General features: G+C 39.1%; 16 protein-coding genes and 1 pseudogene. 2 read left to right on the forward strand and 15 right to left on the reverse strand.

Going from position 1 to position 18194, the window contains the following annotated elements; genetic code table 11:
- Nucleotides 1–154: 154 nt before the first annotated feature.
- Both AOM43_RS08460 and AOM43_RS14105 read right to left on the reverse strand, forming a co-directional pair.
- Nucleotides 155–706: a hypothetical protein gene (locus tag AOM43_RS08460; protein ID WP_013925364.1), complete on the reverse strand. Its 552-nt coding sequence runs from the start codon at nucleotides 704–706 to the stop codon at nucleotides 155–157.
- Between the two features lie 17 nt (nucleotides 707–723).
- Nucleotides 724–1475, reverse strand: a pseudogene (locus AOM43_RS14105) (SDR family NAD(P)-dependent oxidoreductase).
- A gap of 154 nt (nucleotides 1476–1629) precedes the next feature.
- Between AOM43_RS14105 and AOM43_RS08475 the strand changes: the two are divergent.
- Entirely contained in the window at nucleotides 1630–2736 is a 1107-nt protein-coding gene (locus tag AOM43_RS08475; RefSeq protein ID WP_013925366.1) for an alpha/beta hydrolase family protein, read from the forward strand.
- Nucleotides 2737–3491: 755 nt separating this feature from the next.
- On the opposite strand, the gene AOM43_RS08490 is transcribed toward AOM43_RS08475, so the two are convergent.
- The 13 genes from AOM43_RS08490 to AOM43_RS08555 all read right to left on the reverse strand — a co-directional run bounded on the left by AOM43_RS08490 (nucleotide 3492) and on the right by AOM43_RS08555 (nucleotide 17330).
- Nucleotides 3492–3815, reverse strand: a complete 324-nt coding sequence (locus tag AOM43_RS08490; RefSeq protein WP_013925369.1) for a hypothetical protein — start codon at nucleotides 3813–3815, stop codon at nucleotides 3492–3494.
- Nucleotides 3816–4379: 564 nt separating this feature from the next.
- Nucleotides 4380–4835, reverse strand: coding sequence for a hypothetical protein (locus tag AOM43_RS08495; RefSeq protein ID WP_226987460.1), 456 nt, complete (start codon nucleotides 4833–4835; stop codon nucleotides 4380–4382).
- A gap of 13 nt (nucleotides 4836–4848) precedes the next feature.
- Nucleotides 4849–5565, reverse strand: coding sequence for a hypothetical protein (locus AOM43_RS08500; RefSeq protein ID WP_006342062.1), 717 nt, complete (start codon nucleotides 5563–5565; stop codon nucleotides 4849–4851).
- Nucleotides 5566–5690: 125 nt separating this feature from the next.
- Nucleotides 5691–6143, reverse strand: a complete 453-nt coding sequence (locus AOM43_RS08505) for a hypothetical protein (RefSeq protein ID WP_193374862.1) — start codon at nucleotides 6141–6143, stop codon at nucleotides 5691–5693.
- 13 nt (nucleotides 6144–6156) lie between these two features.
- On the reverse strand, nucleotides 6157–6879 hold the full coding sequence (locus AOM43_RS08510; protein ID WP_006342065.1) for a hypothetical protein: 723 nt from the start codon (nucleotides 6877–6879) through the stop codon (nucleotides 6157–6159).
- A gap of 174 nt (nucleotides 6880–7053) precedes the next feature.
- Nucleotides 7054–8376, reverse strand: coding sequence for an acyl-CoA thioester hydrolase/BAAT C-terminal domain-containing protein (locus AOM43_RS08515; protein WP_059359857.1), 1323 nt, complete (start codon nucleotides 8374–8376; stop codon nucleotides 7054–7056).
- 559 nt (nucleotides 8377–8935) lie between these two features.
- Nucleotides 8936–9511: an AAA family ATPase gene (locus AOM43_RS08525; RefSeq protein WP_059359859.1), complete on the reverse strand. Its 576-nt coding sequence runs from the start codon at nucleotides 9509–9511 to the stop codon at nucleotides 8936–8938.
- 79 nt (nucleotides 9512–9590) lie between these two features.
- Nucleotides 9591–9923, reverse strand: a complete 333-nt coding sequence (locus AOM43_RS08530; protein ID WP_013925378.1) for a hypothetical protein — start codon at nucleotides 9921–9923, stop codon at nucleotides 9591–9593.
- Nucleotides 9924–9995: 72 nt separating this feature from the next.
- Nucleotides 9996–11546, reverse strand: coding sequence for a GMC oxidoreductase (locus tag AOM43_RS08535; RefSeq protein WP_059359862.1), 1551 nt, complete (start codon nucleotides 11544–11546; stop codon nucleotides 9996–9998).
- Between the two features lie 37 nt (nucleotides 11547–11583).
- Nucleotides 11584–14286 (reverse strand): MGH1-like glycoside hydrolase domain-containing protein, encoded by a 2703-nt coding sequence (locus tag AOM43_RS08540; RefSeq protein ID WP_006342071.1) that lies wholly within the window; start codon nucleotides 14284–14286, stop codon nucleotides 11584–11586.
- Between the two features lies 1 nt (nucleotide 14287).
- Nucleotides 14288–15055: an SDR family NAD(P)-dependent oxidoreductase gene (locus tag AOM43_RS08545; protein ID WP_013925379.1), complete on the reverse strand. Its 768-nt coding sequence runs from the start codon at nucleotides 15053–15055 to the stop codon at nucleotides 14288–14290.
- Nucleotides 15055–16251 (reverse strand): MFS transporter, encoded by a 1197-nt coding sequence (locus AOM43_RS08550; protein WP_059359864.1) that lies wholly within the window; start codon nucleotides 16249–16251, stop codon nucleotides 15055–15057. The genes AOM43_RS08545 and AOM43_RS08550 overlap by 1 nt, the downstream gene beginning before the upstream one ends.
- The gene (locus AOM43_RS08555; protein ID WP_059359866.1) at nucleotides 16251–17330 is read right to left on the reverse strand and encodes an SMP-30/gluconolactonase/LRE family protein; all 1080 of its coding nucleotides are present in this window, start codon (nucleotides 17328–17330) and stop codon (nucleotides 16251–16253) included. The genes AOM43_RS08550 and AOM43_RS08555 overlap by 1 nt, the downstream gene beginning before the upstream one ends.
- A 238-nt stretch (nucleotides 17331–17568) precedes the next feature.
- On the opposite strand from AOM43_RS08555, the gene AOM43_RS08560 reads away from it, so the two are divergent.
- Nucleotides 17569–18102: a hypothetical protein gene (locus AOM43_RS08560; RefSeq protein ID WP_059359868.1), complete on the forward strand. Its 534-nt coding sequence runs from the start codon at nucleotides 17569–17571 to the stop codon at nucleotides 18100–18102.
- Nucleotides 18103–18194: the final 92 nt, after the last annotated feature.

Consider the following 18194-nt stretch of genomic DNA (forward strand, 5'->3'; position numbering starts at 1 on the left):
TCCGATAAAATTTAAAATAGAAAAAATGAATAATGACGTAATGGCCGGGGAAAAATGTAGGAATATAAAGAAAAATACAAAAGAATGGCTAAAAGCCATGTAGATGGTGCAATTAATTATACAAGAAAAATCATTTAATTCAAATCATTTTTGCTTACTTATAATGCAAATGCGCCTTTTTTCTAGCTAAAGATATGTGGAAATCATGACCAAAAAGTTTTGGAGTCGCCCCATACTTTTCTCTCAGTTTTTCTAGCTCTGGAGATTCTACCTGTAACACTGCATAACTGGTATTTTTTGATAATTGAAGAACCACAATTTTTTTGGGAATAAAATGGAAGGTTTTCCCTAACTCTTCTGGAGTAATGTGTTCATCTGCATAAAAAACGCTGATGTGAGCTCCTGGAGAATCTATTCTACGAAAATAGGGCGGGACCCTAAAACCATCTTCTTTAAGCCCTAGCATGGGAAAAAGCCTTCGAATATAGTCATCATCCACTTTAAGATAGACAAATCCATCTGATTTTCCCACTAATTTTCCCTCTAGTGGTAAGTGTTCGGTAGCATAGCTGACAACACTCTGCCAGGCAGGATTTTCCCTGACGACTAAATGCTTTTTTTTGTGCACGTGTTCTCTTGAGCACCCTAAATTAACCAGAGAAATAAACGCTAATACACAGTAGACGAAAATTTTAAAATGACTCATGAGATTCCTTATTTCATTCAAAAATACCCGCCCGAGATAAACATGATTTCTCCTGTAATCCACGTGGTGTCATCTGATGCTAAAAAGACAACAGCAGGAGCGATATCTTTTGGCAGGCCAATTCTTTCAAGTGGGGTTTTTGATTCCACTTGCTGACAAAATTCCCCTTTATCAATGCCCATGGAATGGACACCCTCAATCTCTACCATCCCGGAGTTGACCGAATTGACCCGGATCTTTCGATGGCCAAGCTCTTTACTTAAACACTTTGTGATTGGGTCAACAGCCCCTTTGCTTGCACTATAGACAGACATATTGGGGAGCGTGGAAACACTAGCCGTAGAACCAATATTAATGATACTACCTCCGGAGCCCCAAAATACTCTACAGCTTTTCGAGAGACCAAAAGTAACCCAAGCACATTTATTTCAAATATTTTATAAAAATGTTCTGGAGTAACATCTTCAATGGGGTGAAACTCCTATATCCCTGCATTATTTACCAAGATGTCAAGTCGTCCAAAGTGATTAAATGTTTCAGAGAAAAGGCGTTTAACGTCGTCAGGCTTAGAAATATTGGCCTGTATAGCAATGGCTTTTCCCTCCTTCTTGTCAATTTCCGCAACAACTTTTTCTGCATCTTCTTTGCTCGATGCATAATCAACAACTACAGCAGCTCCTTCCGCGGCAAAGTGCATCGCAATGGAAGCTCCAATGCCTTTTGAGCCCCCTGTTACAATCACCACTTTATCCGCCATCTTTTTTGACATATCAGCACCTTTAAAGGTATGTGTTCGAAATTCACATTATAAAAGCCGACATAATGCGTAAACAATTTTTTAATATTGTCATTTTCTAAATCTTTTTCTATGCTGTCCCTAAACCGTTCGCCAATATTTTTATTTAAAAACAAAGAGGCTTAATATGATTCAAAATGATTCTTCCGATAATACCCTTCCCAATTGGTTAGCTATCCCTGAATTTGTGGCTAAAACAACGACTGAAGAAAAAACGATCCGTGCCTGTCATCAATCTTTAGCCTTACTAAGTTTATATGGACTCTTTGCAGTATCGACTAGAGAATCCGGTTTTTTAGCTTATGCTTCCTATGCTTCAATGGCGTACAATATTCAAAAAATTGCAGCGGTTGTGCTAGGCTATTTGGTTTACCCAGCAGCCTTAACATCTTTCCCTTTTTGTGGTCGCAAGTCCATTAAAGAAGAAGGAGCTGAGCAAATCGCAAACCTTCGAAATGAGAGTTATGTCGTTAAAGAATTTTTTATCAAAAAATCTGGAATTGCGTATTCCGCGATTCTTGTTACGGATCAAACCCGCATTAAAAATGGGAAATGGGTGATTTGTGCTCTAGGAAATGGCATGGATATGGAAACCCATGTCTATCGATTTGCAAAGGAACATTTTGCATATGATTGCAATACATTGTTGATAAACGGTCCTTCTGTCGTTTCAAGCAAAGGCTGGCCAACCCCTTATCAGATGGGCGCCGGATTTGAAGCTGGAATACAATTTTTGGAACAGACAATAAAAGCAACTCATATCATCATGAAAGGCTTATCTCTTGGCGGAGCTATGATGGCTAAAGCCATTGAACAGCATGATTTTAACAAGGGGCAAAAAGACGGCATTCAGTATTTATCGATTACAGATCGTTCATTCAGTGATTTGGCCAAAACTGCAGGAGCTATTATAAGCCAGTTTTCAAGCCCCTTCATGGGATGGATAGTTGAACGAATTTTCTATCTTGCTAATTTGAATATTAACGCGATAAACGCGGCCCAAAAGCTCAGTCAGCTCGACATCACGCATATCATTATTCAGCATGTTTCACCTGAAGCCAAAGGGGGAGATCATATTATCCCCGACAAAGTTTCCCTTGCCGTAGCTTTGCACGAAAATCCCACACTCGAGCACAAAATATTTTTAGAGTCGAGATCGATTCTTCATAATAAAGCACTTCCAAATGGTATTCAGAACCTATTAAATGTTCAAATAGAAAATTTTTTAAATTAAAACAAGATTAGAATTTCATAGAAAAATTGACCTCTCTTTTGAATTTTCTCTTCTCTAGTGTAAAAAATCCGGCCCCTATAGAATTTATGGGGGCTTGTCTAGTGGATTGCATTAAATTTGATGAAAACCCTTAGACTAGAGATTCAAAAAGAAACAACCTATGATCAAACAATAACTATTGCTTCCAACCACATAATTGAAAGCATTTTAAAAGAGAATGAAAAGATCTTGCTCTTTCATATTGGCAAAATAGAAAACACTCCTCCAGAACTCGATTGCACAAGAGGAAATGCATTGGGCAATTATTTCTTAAAGAATTAACACAATTTAGTGAGTAATTTTCTTAAATTGCAGGCTTCAATAAAAGCCTGCATAATAGAGTGATCAAAAATGAAAATTCATCATTTATAAATGCTCATAATTAGCTACAGTGTAAAATTAATCGTCTTTATGTCACCTGCATTTATGGTATTGAAGGGCTCGTTCACAATTACTCCCCGTTTATCGGTTTCTACTGTGACTATTAGTGGAGTTAATACGGGGTTAATCGGTGATGCGCCGCTTACTCCAACAATAATAATTCTCCAAACCCCAGCAGGTAAAGGCGATACTTGGAACCAAACCACACCATCACTAGTATTAGGAAGTACTGTGACGCTGTAGCCCTGAGAATTTCCAGCTGGGTCTATTTGCGCAAAAGATACAGTGAAAGTGTCATTTTCCAGAAAAATCCCCTCCAAAAAGAAATGAGGTCGTTATATTATCTTCGAGAGTTTCTGGAGGACATACTGGACATTCTGGGCAAACGGGACAGTCTGAGCCGTTGGGCATACTGGGCACTCTGGACAGGTAGGCTTAACAACTTTCATTTTTGTATGATTATTATTATCTTTTCCGATGTAATAACCACCAACGCCTGTCGCTGCTAAAAGAGCAGCATTGAATAGACATTTTTTTACTTTATCCATAGGACGTTCGTAAGAAACATCACAAGTTTCTTCATTTGTCATTTCCTTATAAATTTCTGTATTTGTTTCGTCGTCAAACGCTTCATCAGCTTGAATTCTGATTGGATTCATCAAAAAAAAGCTGGCTGTCATAAAACTTAAAAAACAATTCAAAAAAAATCTCAGAAGAATTTACTGCCTTTTAAAAAGATCTTTATTTCACGCCCTTTTACATATATTTTTTATTTGGTTTTGTCTTGTCGAAAGACATCAGGAAGTGGATATTTGCGATTTTCATCGTATATTCATTTTGCAAAATGATCTCATGCAAAAACTTAATCAAAAATCTCGACTTACTACATCGCTTCTTCTGGGATCTGCAGACGAATAAAAAATGTGAATCAAATGAACTAGATGACCATTTTTAAATTTTAACTTTGCCCTTGCCAAAATAGTTCCTCTTCCAGAAATTCAAGAAGAAAACAATCTTCTCTCATAGCTCTCGCCTAGCAAAGTAAACTTATCTCATCACATTGGAATTATCTATACTGAGAGAAAAAAACTCCTATCTCCTACAAATTAAATAGTTATGAAAACAATTCTTCCCTTTTTATGAAAAAACTATTTTCAGCTGATTGATAAAAAGTTAATCTAGAAAATATGTAAGTTTCTTACCGAAACCTACATATTTAAAGCTTAGAAGAGGTAGGGAACCGGAAAACCTGTCAATGAAGATTGTCCTGCTCTAATAGTAATCGCATTAAACGTATAACTATCTGAATTTACTGATACTGAGTAATCTAATACTGAAAAGCCTGTTGTAGTATTAAATGGAGTCGCAACAATTTCAAAATCACCGCCTGGAAAAGTTCCACTTTGTGAAAGCGTAACGGTGTTTCCTGCAGTTACCACTTGTGTTGTAATGCTTCCATCAGTGGCGTACAATGAAACTGAAGTATCAGGCCCTGAAACAAGAGTCGCCTGCACAGTCACAGTTCCTGTAAATGTTAACGTTGTAGTAGGGCATGTGGGACATGTGGGACAAGTTGGGCATGTTGGACAGGGACAAGTTAATGAAAACATTTCACATGGATATAAACCTAGCAAACAAACAAGGAGCAAACCTTGGAGAAGCGAAATAAAATTTCTCATCTAAAGCTCCAAACTATGAAGAAATTGTAAAGTTAATTGTCATGATATCGCCTGGGGTAATTCCACCAAATGTCTCTTGTGCGATAATACCAGAATTAGCTGTTGACACGGTGACAAATATCGAAGGCAGCACAGGCTGAGATGCGCCATCCACTCCTGTGATGATAAGCCTCCAAATCCCTGGCGTAAGAGGGGGACCTTGTATTCTCTGAGCCAATTTTGTTTGACTCGGCGATACAGTAATGCTATCGTTACGATAACTTCCATCAGGAGATACAAACGCAAAAGCGATGGTAAGTGAACTAGTCGTTATAAAATCTCCACTAACGGTAACCGTTACAGTCACCGTATCATCAACGCTGGTAGAAGGACAGCCACATGTTGCACAAGTCGGACATACACAATCAGGTGGACATGGAGAACATTCTGGACAAACAGGGCAATCTGGCTTAATCACCTTTTTTTTTGTATGGCTATTATCTTCCCCTAAATAATACCCCCCGACTCCCGTAGCAGCGACTAAAAGGGCTGCACTTAATAGATAATTTCCTAGATTCGACTTAGGAGGTTGTCTTAGTGGGTCAACATCTTCTTGATATACCGTTTCTTCAACATTCTCCGTCTTTTCCTCGTCACCATCCACTTCTTCCGCATGTATTTTCATGGGATTAGCCAGAAAAAAACAGGCTGTCATAAAACTTAAAAAAATATTGAATAATGGTTTCATCATATCATCTCACTGTAATAAACAGTCTTTAGTTCAAGTTCATCTTGTTTGTAAACTTTTTTTACACACGCAATATTCATATTCACTCACAACTTAGCAACCCCGTAAAAATTTACTCGATTTCTTCTTTAAAAATGGTAAGGAACGTTAAAACGTGTGATCGCTGATTCACCAGCGACTGCAGAAATACTGGCAAACGTGTATACGGGACCGTTCATAGATACATTGTAAGTCAGTTCCGCAAAACCAGTTGATGCATTTATAGGTGTTGCAATAATTTCAGCCGATCCAGCTGGAAAGGACCCACTAAGAGAGAGCGTGATTGTATTTCCTGCAGACAATGTTTGTGTTGTAATGCTTCCATCTGTTGCAACCAATGATACTGTAACATCAGGTCCCGTGTGGAGAGTCACTTGAACATCTATAGGTCCATCGTAAAACACAAGAGGAGGACATGTGGGACATGTCGGGCATGTTGGACATGTTGGGCACGGACAAGGTGCTGAAAAAATTGCAAATGGATACAAGCTTAGTAAACCAACAGCAAATAAACCTTTGAGAATTGAAACAAAATTTTTCATCTAAAGCTCCAATCTAAGGAATTGTAAAGTTAAGGGTTAGCACGTCGCCTGGATTTACCGTATTAAACGTCTGGCTAGCGATCAGCCCAGAAGAAGTAAAGACATCGACAACTAACACTGGTGTAGAAATAGGCGATGCCCCATTGACTCCCATCACAACAATTTTCCAAACTCCAGGAGATAAGGGTGGGCCTTGCTCCAATGATACGCTTGTCGTTACGTTAGGAACCACCGTAATGCTATCGTTACGATAATTTCCATCGGGAGAAACTAATGCGTAAGAGATGGTCATTGTATTCGTGCCAACAGTATCGCCGTGAAAAGTAAACACAGCATTCACATTGCTATTAACAGTATCTGTTGGACAAGCCGGACAAGTGGAACAAGTTGGACATTCACCACAGTTAGTCGGACATGTTGGACAATCCGGGCAAACTGGACATTGAGGTCTGATCTTTTTTGTTTTCGGATCGTTACCCGCATAATAGCCACCCACTCCAGCAGCGACAGCAGCAATAATCGCGGCACCGAATAGGTATTTTTTAATGTTTGATTTGGGATAATAAGGAACATCACAAACTTCTGTAGAAATTTCACTGGCTTCCGTGCAAGATGTCTCTTCATAAATTTCTGTATTTATTTCACCACAGACTTCATCAGCCTGAATTCTGATAGGAGCGATCAGAAAAGAGCAAGCGGTTGTCAAACTTAAAAAAACGTTAAAAAAATATTTCATAAATATCATCTCACTTTTAAAAACATCGTGTACCTGATAACCATTTATCGTGTAAATATTTTTTTACTATTTTGAAAAATTCTCTTCTTTGAATAAAATTTAAAAGTTCTTAAAAACATGTCCTAAAATGGGCGAGCACAAAAAAAGATCGCTTATTTCAAGAACCATATTTTTCTATTTACAAAGTTGAATTTGAAAAAAATGCAAAAGCTTAAGCCATGAATCACGACTTGCTAAATCATTTTCACATGGAAATCCGCCCATTGAAAACCATAATTTTCCATGTGGATGATAGTAAACCGTTTCGGCAGGAAGATAAGGAACGTGGATCAAATGACCTGCTAATGGATAATCCAAATGTATACGTGTAATTTGGGATTGTTTTGCCTTTAGACGATCCATGATTTTGCTCGCAAACAGTGTAGAAGGCCACATCTGATCATCTCCTCCAGAAATAAGCAACAAAGAAGCTTGTAATTTTTCCACAGGAATTTCCGCAGCAGCGTAATCCTCAGGAAATTCTTGCATCCCTTGTAAATAACTTGTAGATATTGTGAGAGGATCTTCTGGATTCTGTCCTTTTCCATAACTGAGATCGCACATGGGAACAGGTGCATCGGGAATTAACGGCCCTCCCCGATATTGCCATGCCGGTACACGCTCGCTACTTAATCCTCCAAATACCACATAACTAGGAAGTGCAGCCACGATTGCCTGCACTTTTTCAGGAAATAAACAACCAATCAAAAGAGCAAGTTCCGCCCCCCTGGAGATGCCATAAATTCCCACACGATTTCCTAAAATATCATCTCTTTGAGATAACCATTCAAAAGCTCTTTCAAAATATTCTAAAGGGATGTTTTCAAGATTATCTGGCAATCCTTCGAGACCAAAATACCCCAAAGCAAGGACAGCAAAACCATTAGAGGCTATTAACCTAGCTCGGTTTTCACTTAGTCCCCCATTGGACCCACCTAATACGATAATGACAGGCAAAGGAGCTTGTGAGAAAGGAAGAAATAAAGAGCCTACTAAACCGTCTTCTTTAACCTCTATTTTTACCATCTCGAAAGATTGCCTCAGTCGTTGAACATTTTTGATATCCACGGTTTCCCCTTGAACGAACAATTTTAATTCAACTTCAAAATCTCCCTTTTTTTTAAAGGAAGCGAAAGGATTTAAAGTGGGTTTCATGGTCCAAAACAACCCCATTCCATCAGCCTCTTCATAAGCTCCTTCAATAGGATTTTGTGCATTCACGTATATAATACCGGTTTCATCAGCCTCAAATGAAGCCCAAGAATTCCATTTTTCGCCTACATCATCCACGATTTCCGCTTTTATGGTTGCGTGTTGAAAAGGATCTAACTCATGCACTTCAATAGATAAAGGAACATCCATTAATGCACATGTAGGCGAAACTTCAAGTCTAGGCTTTGCAATGGCAAATTGAGAAAATAAAAAAATAAAAAAAATAGAAAGATATTTGGAGAACATGAGACTAACCTCAAAAAATTTCAGGAATATAGCAAAAATATGCATAAAGAATCGATGACTTATCAAAGACTTTGCACTGAATATTATGACCTTAATAAACCTTCACCCCGTCAGAAATGTTGGCCTACTATCTTGATTACGCCGTAAAAGCTGGTGGTCCCCTTTTTAGGTCCCATGTGTGGAACAGGACACTATCTCATCCCACTTTTAGAAGAGGCCAATTTTGAAAGCTTTTCAATCCATGGTTCTTATGCATGCATTTTTATTTCCACCGGTTTATTTTGCCTTTTAACGACAAAAAAAGAGACGATCCACGCTCTTTTACTTATCAAAAAAAATAATTACACAAACGATTAATCCTATTCGAGAGCAATAGAAAGAAAATTGGATAAAATCGTGATTAACACACTCTCTAAATTTAATCCTTCTTCAGGTATTGAAATACCACTTTGCCGCTATGAGTTATGGGAAAAAAATGAGATCTCAAGGTTTTGCAATGACAAAAAAGTGGCAAGTAGCATCAGTATTTTATATGAGAGTTGCCAGTCTAAAGTCAACCTTAGCTACAAAGAAATTTTAAAGCCCTTGCTTCTTGTTCATCTAATGACAGGGATCCATCAATCATTAGGTCACATTCTTTTTCTTCCGGTGCTAATAGAAAAAGAGGTCGAGACTTCAATAAATAACCTTCTAACTCATTCAAAACTCTCTGTAAATTATCTTGAGATCGATAATCTCTCAAAAGGCGTCTAGCAAGGGCGATATCAGGAGGGGTGTCTAAGCAAATCAAGAAGTCAATATGCTGCCCTGTTGCGTGGTGACAATATCCAAGAGGGGCATCAAATAAAATGTAAGGAGTTGGAATGAGCTCTTTTTTTGTGGCAGGACAAACAATTGTTTGCCCCCGTTTGAGAACTTTTAATGTCGCGGCCAAATCATCATAAATCCAATCGTCATAATTGTGGCTTATTTCAAACCAATGCACGTAATCCTCGGGTCCTTGGGATATTTCATCGAAGTCATCCCAAAATAAGGCAGTCGCATTTAACGTTTTTGCAAGTCGTTTTGTCAAAGTTGACTTCCCCGCTCCAGATATGCCACTAATGCCAATAACAAAGGAGGGGTTTTCATTCATAAAAATGGAATTCGTTTAGGGTAATGAAAGGGTGAACAAGCCACCCCAGAATTTATCTCTCTATAATGTGGAATGACGACTAGGAATGTGAATGCCCTATAGGTTCGTCCGAAAAACCTCTCAGGAATCTTCTTTTACTTACAGCGACACATTTTTCAAAAACATTTTTATCCTTAGCGGAACTTACGCATTGAAGAAGATTGTGAAAGTCTCGAAACTGCAAAGATTCAAATGAGGCATACACTTTTTTTTCAAAGAAACCGGGTTTGAAAGTCAAATTCGCTTTTAAAAAAGAATTCGCGTATAAACGATATTTGATTCTTTGCCAGGTTAAAGCTTCCTTGCAGCTCATCGAATAAAATTCTTCATTCCCATCTTCAAAATGTAGTGTTATATGGACATGGCAACTCATGGTCTATCCTCCACATATTCTAAAAGCAGTTAGGATAAATAGGGAATTCAATTAAAGCAAGAGTCTCGCGCTTTATTTCCATCGCTCCAATAGATGATCCCCGACCCTTAGCGCATTTGCAATGGTTGTAAGAGAGGGATTCACAGCTCCGATGCTTGGGAAAAAGCTGGTATCCACCACATATAAATTATCAAGCTCATGTGCCTTGCAGTTTACATCAAGAACGGAATTTTTAGGATCTTTTCCAAAACGACAAGTTCCCGCTTGGTGTGCGACACCTGCAATAGGGATGTCTGTTTTTAGATAAAGATTGCGAGGAACTAAATAGTCTGGGTGCATTCCAAGATGATTAAGCATGGATTTAAGTTTTTCATAAAGCTTGAGCTTGGGTATCTGATTATTCGGAGTGTAGCTAAGCCTTACATGCCCTTGTTTATCTATTGTTATCCGATTATTAGGTGTCGGCAAATCTTCAGTTGTCAACCAAAAGTCCACAGCATGCCGCGCTAAATCGTTGAGAAGGATAAGCGGCAATATAGCTGTTTCGATGGGTTTCTCGCCTCTATACATCGGACCTTGTGACTTGCCTACCATTTGAATGCTTCCCATGGGAAAGTTAAACCCTTCCATGCCAAAATAAAAGTCGTTAAGAGCCAATGTTTTTTGGAAATAGGTAAGATTTGGCTCTCTTGAGATCGCTAAAACGGCCTGACTATTATGAAACATGTAATTGCGTCCCACTTGATCAGATCCGTTTGCTAATCCATTTGGATGTTTGTCATTTGCGGATGAAAGCAATAGCTTAGCGGAATTCGCGGCTCCACATGACACGACAATGAGATTACCTTTAAAGCTCTCTTTTAACCCGTTTATCTCCACAACAACTTCATTAACGGTTTTCCCTGATGCATCTGTATTTAATTTGATGACTTTAGCATTTGTTAAAAGAGTGACATTTGGGTAGGCAATCGCAGGGCGCACGCCCACTATTTCTGCATCTGCTTTCGCTTGAACAAGGCAAGGGAAACCGTCGCATGTTTGACACCGGATGCAACGACTATAAGGAGGATTTTTTTCATCGAGCATGATTGCACAGGGTGCTGGAAAAGGATGATAGCCCGCATTTTTAAGATTATCGTAGAGCTGCTGGATGCGTGGTTCATGCGAAACAGGTGAATAAGGAAATGGCGTACTTGCTGGAGGTTCTGTCGGATCAATCCCTCGCTCACCATGTACATAGTACATCTTTTCGGCTTTTCCATAATAAGGTTCTAATTCCTCATAACTAATGGGCCATGCCGGAGATATTCCATCATAATGTTGGAGTTCACCGAAATCTTCTTTTCGTAATCTGTAAAGAGCTGCGCCATACATTTTTGTCGCACCTCCTACAAAATAATGCACTTGTGGTTGAAAAGTTTTTCCTTGATCGTCATGCCAGGTATCGGGTGAAACATAGCGATTTTTGACAAAAACGTCTTCAGCTTGCCAATTTTCAATTTCTCTTTTAAGCCAATCTCCACGCTCTAAAATCAATATCCGCTTCCCTGATTGAGCCAGATGACAAGCCAAGGTTCCCCCTCCAGCCCCACTTCCAATGATGATCACGTCATATGCATCCATAAAAACTCTCTTAATCTTTTTTTGCCATCATTCTTGCCTAAAGACTCCAAATCTTTTCTTCTGAAAGTTTGTCTGGAGAGATCCCTTGGGCAACAAATTTTCCATATTGATGGATAAGTTTAGCCACTAAGCTCGTCCACCCCGTTTGATTGCTAGCCCCCAACCCTTTGCCTGAATCCCCATGAAAGTATTCATGAAACAAAATGTAATCTTTCCAGTGCGGATCGGTTTGAAATTTTTCAATATTGCCATAAACGGGTCGACGCCCATTTTGATCTTCTAGAAAAATATCAATAAGCCTCTTAGAAATATCCAAAGAGACCTCCCAAAGGTTTCGCATTTGCCCTGATCCCGTGGGACATTCAATTTTTAAATGGTCATCGTAGTAATAATGAAATTTTTGTAAGGATTCAATCAGCAGAAAATTGAGGGGAAACCATACAGGGCCTCGCCAGTTAGAATTTCCTCCGAAGATAGGTGTGGTAGATTCTGCAGGTTCATAGTCGAGTTTGAATGCTTTCCCATTTAAAAATACGGTAAAAGGTTGATCTTTTAATCGTTTCGAAACAGATCTAATTCCATTCGGACTTAAAAACTGCTCTTCATCTAAAACTTTTTCCAAAACGCGAGTCAGCTTAATTTGATTGGTAAAAGCAAGTAAAATGCGCTCGTGTTGCCCTCTTTTGCGCAAATCCGCGATGTTGTGAAGGCGTTCAGCCTGATTTTCCACAAACCAAACGAAACGGCGTCGGTAATTTGGGAATTTGCTTGGAACATCCGCATTATTGGTTGCCACCACAAATAAGGGAATAATGCCAGTCATGTTATCTTGGGACATGTTCACTTTTTCACCGTCCGCTTTTATCATCAGCCCATAATAAAAGCCATTTTCAGTATCCCACAAACCATCTACTTCTCCTGTCACATTGTTGATTGCATCCGCGATGCAAACAAAGTGCTCAAAAAATTTGGTGGCGATATCTTCATAAACAGGATCTTCATCCGCAAGCTCTAGAGCAATTTGAAGACAGTTTAAACAATACATCCCCATCCAGCCTGTGGCATCAGGTTGTTCCAAATATCCTCCATCAGGACATGTAAGCGAACGATCAAAAGCCCCAATGTTATCTAATCCTAAAAATCCCCCTTCAAAAATATTGCGGCCGGCTGTGTCTTTGCGATTAACCCACCAACCAAAATTCAATAATAGCTTATGAAAGATCCGCTCTAGGAAATTCCTATCTTTTCTTCCGTACATCGTACTTTCAATCTGATAGACACGCATAGCTGCCCATGCTTGTACAGGAGGGTTAACATCGGAAAATTTCCATTCATAGGCGGGTATTTGCCCATCTGGAGCCATGTACCACTCACGTGTTAACAAAAGCAATTGCTCTTTTGCAAACTCTGGATCAATCATGGCTAAAGATATGGTATGAAAGCCTAAATCCCATGCAGCAAACCAAGGGTATTCCCATTTGTCAGGCATCGAAAAAATATCATAGGCATCTAGATAAGGCCAGTGATAATTTCTCCCTTTTAAACGCTCTTGAGGAGGTTTAGGTTGCGAGGGATCTCCCTCTAACCATTTTTTTACATTGTAGTGGTAACATTGTTTATTCCACAGCAACCCTGCAAAGGCCTGCCTTTCTACATTCCGCATATCCTTTGACAAAGGATAAGGGGTCACGCTTAAATAAAAGGCGTCTGCCTCAACTTTTCTTTGTGCGAATATTTGATCAAATTCTGCCGCAAAAGGATTTGCCAAGTTGTCTCGATTAGTTAGGCGTAATTTGATGACTTTGGTTTCTCCAGCCGTGACATCCAAACGATAACTGATCGTGGCTTTCGTTCCTTTTTCACCATTGATGCTGTTTTGCGATCCGTGAATCAGGAATTCATTCACACCATCTTTTGTGTAGGATGATTTATTGGGGATTTGAAACAATTTTTCTTGGTTAGTTTCATTTTCTGTAAAATAAACAGCATCGGGACTATCACAATATAGCCAATAGTCTCCTAAACCAATATGAGAGGCTTTTAGAACATGTTTTTCTTTTGTAAGCGAGATGACCGGCTTCGCGTTATTCGTATCCCATGACCATGTATTCCGAAACCATAGTGTGGGGAGTAAATACAAGACCGCAGATTCTGGCCCTCGATTGGCAACAGTAAATTGAATTAAGAGATCTTCGGATGAAACTTTTGCATATTCCGTAAAGACGTCGAAATAACGATTATCATCGAAGATGCCCGTATCTAAAAGCTCATATTCCGGTTGTTCTCGTGTTCTTTGCTTATTTACAGAAACTAATTCATCGTAAGGAAAAGCCTTTTGTGGATATTTATAAAGATGCTTCATGTAAGCGTGGCTGGGGAGGTTGTCTAAATAAAAATAATATTCTTTTACATCCTCTCCATGATTCCCCTCTGGACCTGAGACTCCAAATAAACGCTCTTTCAAAATGGAATCTTGTCCATTCCATAGAGCCAAGGCAAAACAGAGCTGCTGTTTTTCATCCGAAATACCCGCTAATCCATCTTCTCCCCAACGATAAGCACGCGAGCGAGCTTGATCATGCGGCAAGTATTCCCACGCAGTTCCTTGAGGGCTATAATCTTCTCGCACAGTTCCCCATTGACGCTCACTTAAATAGGGGCCCCATTTCCTCCATGAGGCTTGATTGAGCCGAATGTCTGACAGACGTTTACCTTCTTCTGTGGATTCAATATTCTCCATTTTACAATCCAGGACTTTGATGCATCAAACCACCATCCACAAATACGGTAGAGGCAGTCATATAGCTAGCCCCTTCTCCAGCAATAAAAGCGACGACTCTGGCAATCTCTTCTGGTTGAGCCATTCTACCTAAAGGAATTGTCGTATCCAGTTCTTTCATTAATGTGGCATTTTCCATCGTGGCGCGATTAATAGGAGTTGCAACTGCTCCAGGGCCAATTCCCGTCACTAAAATGTCATATTTGGCAAGCTCAAGAGCTGAGGTTCGAGTTAGCATCCGCATGCCGCCTTTCGACAGGCAATAAGGAATATTGTTAGGCATGGGCCAATCTTCATGTACAGAAGTGATATTGATAATCCGCCCGCCCTTACCTTGCTTAATCATTTGTTTGGCTGCAATTTGGGTCCCAAAGAAAGCGCTTTTCAAATTGATCGCTAAAACTCTTTCATACTGAGCTTCGGTTGTATCCAGGATAGAGGTTCTCGTTTCGATGCCTGCATTGTTCACCAAAATGTCTAAATGTCCAAATTGTTTAACAGCTGCGTCCACTAATGCTTGCCAATCAGACACTTTGCTTACATCTGCATCAACACCAATCACTTGATCGCCCAAGGCTTTTACCTTCTTTTCTAATTCTTCCGTCGCTTGAGGATTCACGACATAATCGATGACGATATTAGCCCCACGCTTAGCTAGCTCTAGAACAATGCCCGCCCCTATGCCTGTGTTCCCTCCTGTAACAATGGCTACCTTTCCTTTCAAATCCATTATATCTCCTTTGATAAATGATTGTTCTTTGGAGTTTCTGTGACAAAAAATGAAATAATCCCAAGAATAAAGGCGACTACCGCCCCGACTAAATACACGTCTCTTAAGCTCATATGCGTGCTATCTTCAAGTAATCCAACTCCAAAGGCTGCGATTCCATATCCCAATAAATAAAATGAAATCACCATGCCTGGCACGGAGGAAGCAAATGCTTTCAGCTGTTGATTTCCAAAACTAATAATAAGAGGAAGAAGGACCGAACATCCAAAACCGGTTAATCCAAATGCAGCCACAGCCCAGTATTCAGCATTTGGCGGAAGTGAGGCTATCACGATAAATGCAAGTGTCGAAATGAAGGGAAAAGTTTGGAAAATAAGCTCTTCTCGAAAATATTTTCTGACGATTGCAAAAAATACCCTTCCAAAAGTCACCATTCCCCAAAAAGCCGTTAAAGCAATGGACTGCAATTCAAGCGAAGCATGGAGATGTGTTTTCATAAAAATAGAAAGCCAATTTCCGTTTAATGTTTCCACAATTCCATACAACAAAGCAAAAGACGCAAAGATCCAAAAACGAATGGGGATGGGAACGGTGAGCGATTGATTTGTTGAAAAGTTAAATTTTCCTCCTGGCAAGTTTAAAGCCTGGCTGAAAATAAATCCTGTGGCTAGCAGGATAGCCAATAAAAGCGGTAATCCCCACCAAAACCCCATCGAAACAAAAAACGCATTAAAAATGGGTGCTAAAGCTGTCCCAATTCCTAAAAGAGCATTTAACATGAGAAGGATGGAATCGACTTGGGTAGGATATAGTAAAGCTGCCATCGCATTAATGGTGGGGACAACCAGTCCAAAGCCGAGCCCTAGACAACCTGTCGCACAGAGTAAGATGACATAGCTTAAAATAGAGGAGTGCACGGTAAAGGCACTTATAGCAAGCAGTATCATGGATAAGAGATTGGCTACAAGTCCACACAAAAAAACCGACTTTGATCCAAATTTTCGACAAAAAACAGGATTTAACGCGGACGCAATGATCGACAATATAGCTTGAGGAATAAATAGGCTTCCATAGGCAGTACTGGACAGGTGAAATTGATGTGGATCAGTTAATATAGTACTTACAGCAGGAAATGCGACCAATGCGATCCCCTGGACTAGACCAGCAAAATAAATGGCTATCGTTTCTTTACGCATTAGGAAGCCTTTGCTAGTTCAGGAACAGGTTTAGCTCCCTTCGTATTTAACTTAATGGCCCAAATAGAATCTGATGAACAAATAAACAAGACGTTATTATCTTTACCGCCAAAAGTTAAGTTCGCTGTTTCTTTTGGCATCCGAATTTTTCCAATCAACTCTCCCTTAGGATTGAACACCTGCACCCCATCCAAAGCTCCCACATAGATATTACCCTCGTGATCGAGACGCATTCCGTCAGGAAACCCAGGCGCTACCATCGTAAAAAGCCGCTTATTTGTCACCTTGGAACCATCTTCTGTGACATCAAAAGAATAAATTGCGTGAGGATATTTTTCATAATAGGTGCGAGGAGCTTGAATTGCCCCGCTATCAATCACGTATAAAATTTTTTCATCTGGGGAAAAAGCAATTCCATTAGGCATCTTAAAGTCGGTAATGACAGCATCTAAATCCTTGGTTTTCGGATTGTAACGATAGACATTGTTCGGTAGATAACATTCTTGTGGAAATTGTAAGCACCCATATCCTGGATCCGTGAACCAAACTGTCCCGTCGGATTTGACGACTAAATCGTTAGGTGAATTAAGGGGCTTTCCATCGTAAAATCCCACTAATGTTTTGACTTCCCCAGTTAGTTCAGTTACAGAAACTCTTCTACCCGTCGTTTCTGCAGTCAATAATCTTCCTTCTGAGTCAATGGTTTGACCATCCGCAATATTGGAGGGATGTCTAAAAACCACGGGTTTACTCCATGATAAAGGGGTAATCTGATTATAGGGTAAAAGTCCGTGCCAACGCAGAATAAGAATATTATCATTAATTTGATCGGTGAAAAGTAAATACCCTTCTTCACTATTTTTAATAGAAAGATAAGCTGGTCCTTCCGTAAATCCAAAACCATCTGCCACATGAAAAAGTTGTGGTCTTACCCCTAAAATTTTTGCAAATTCTTCAGAATACACTTCAAAAGGAAGTTGCGGGGTTGCCGAAATAGGATAAGCAGGATTATTTTTTATCGAATCATTGCAAGAAGCTTGGGAAATGAGGAAAAGAAACAAACAAAGCCATTTAAACATAAGCCCCCTTCTGACTTCGAACCATTTACTCGTTTTTATGAAGAAATAAGTCTTTTAGAAGTAGAAAGTCAAATCATTTAAAATAAATTTCTCAAAAAAAATGAACACAATTCCTTCTTGTGGTTTTTTATTTAAAATCGTTAATAGAAATTGCAGATTTTAAAAATCTAAAAAACGATTGTTTTGAGGAAGCAATGTTGTTATAATGACATTATAACACTTAACAAAGTAATAGTTTATGACTTTACCTCTACAACCTAAAAATGAAACTATTATTACTAGTGCGAATAATTTACAAGACCCACTAAAAAATTATGGGGTCTATCCTAATAAAAAATTATCAAAATTTCTTCCCCATTTTGGAAAAAATCTCAGTCTTTCCACACTTTCTTCTGTAATTACCTCTTTTATTTCTCAAAATATCTTAGGATTAGTTAATAAAGTTAAAAGTGCAGCAAACAAAATTTTTAAAATAAAATTTGTAAGTAAAACTAAATTATTCACAAGTCATGAAAAAATAGATAAATCTCAAAATGCATGGCTTTTAAATCTTGCTCTCTTAAAAGCTGCTGCTGATTCTGGGGAATTGACAGAAGAACAAAAAAAACAAATTCAATTTCTAGCCTCTAATTACTTGAGCAAAACGGCACCTATTCACCTAAAAACAATGCGTACGTTTTTTAGAAAACTTGGCCCTCTATTTCAGGTCAGCGGGACAAAAATCAACCATGACTATTATCATCGGTTTTCTTTGCATAAATTAATCCATTGAGATATTGTCAAATGTTGTGTTTTGAGCATCTAATAGCGCATCCAATTTTTTAAAAATTAAGCTGTGTATTTCACGTTAAAGACTTCTTCCCC

Origin of the sequence: Parachlamydia acanthamoebae (genome assembly GCF_000875975.1) — a bacterium.
Taxonomy (GTDB): domain Bacteria; phylum Chlamydiota; class Chlamydiia; order Chlamydiales; family Parachlamydiaceae; genus Parachlamydia; species Parachlamydia acanthamoebae.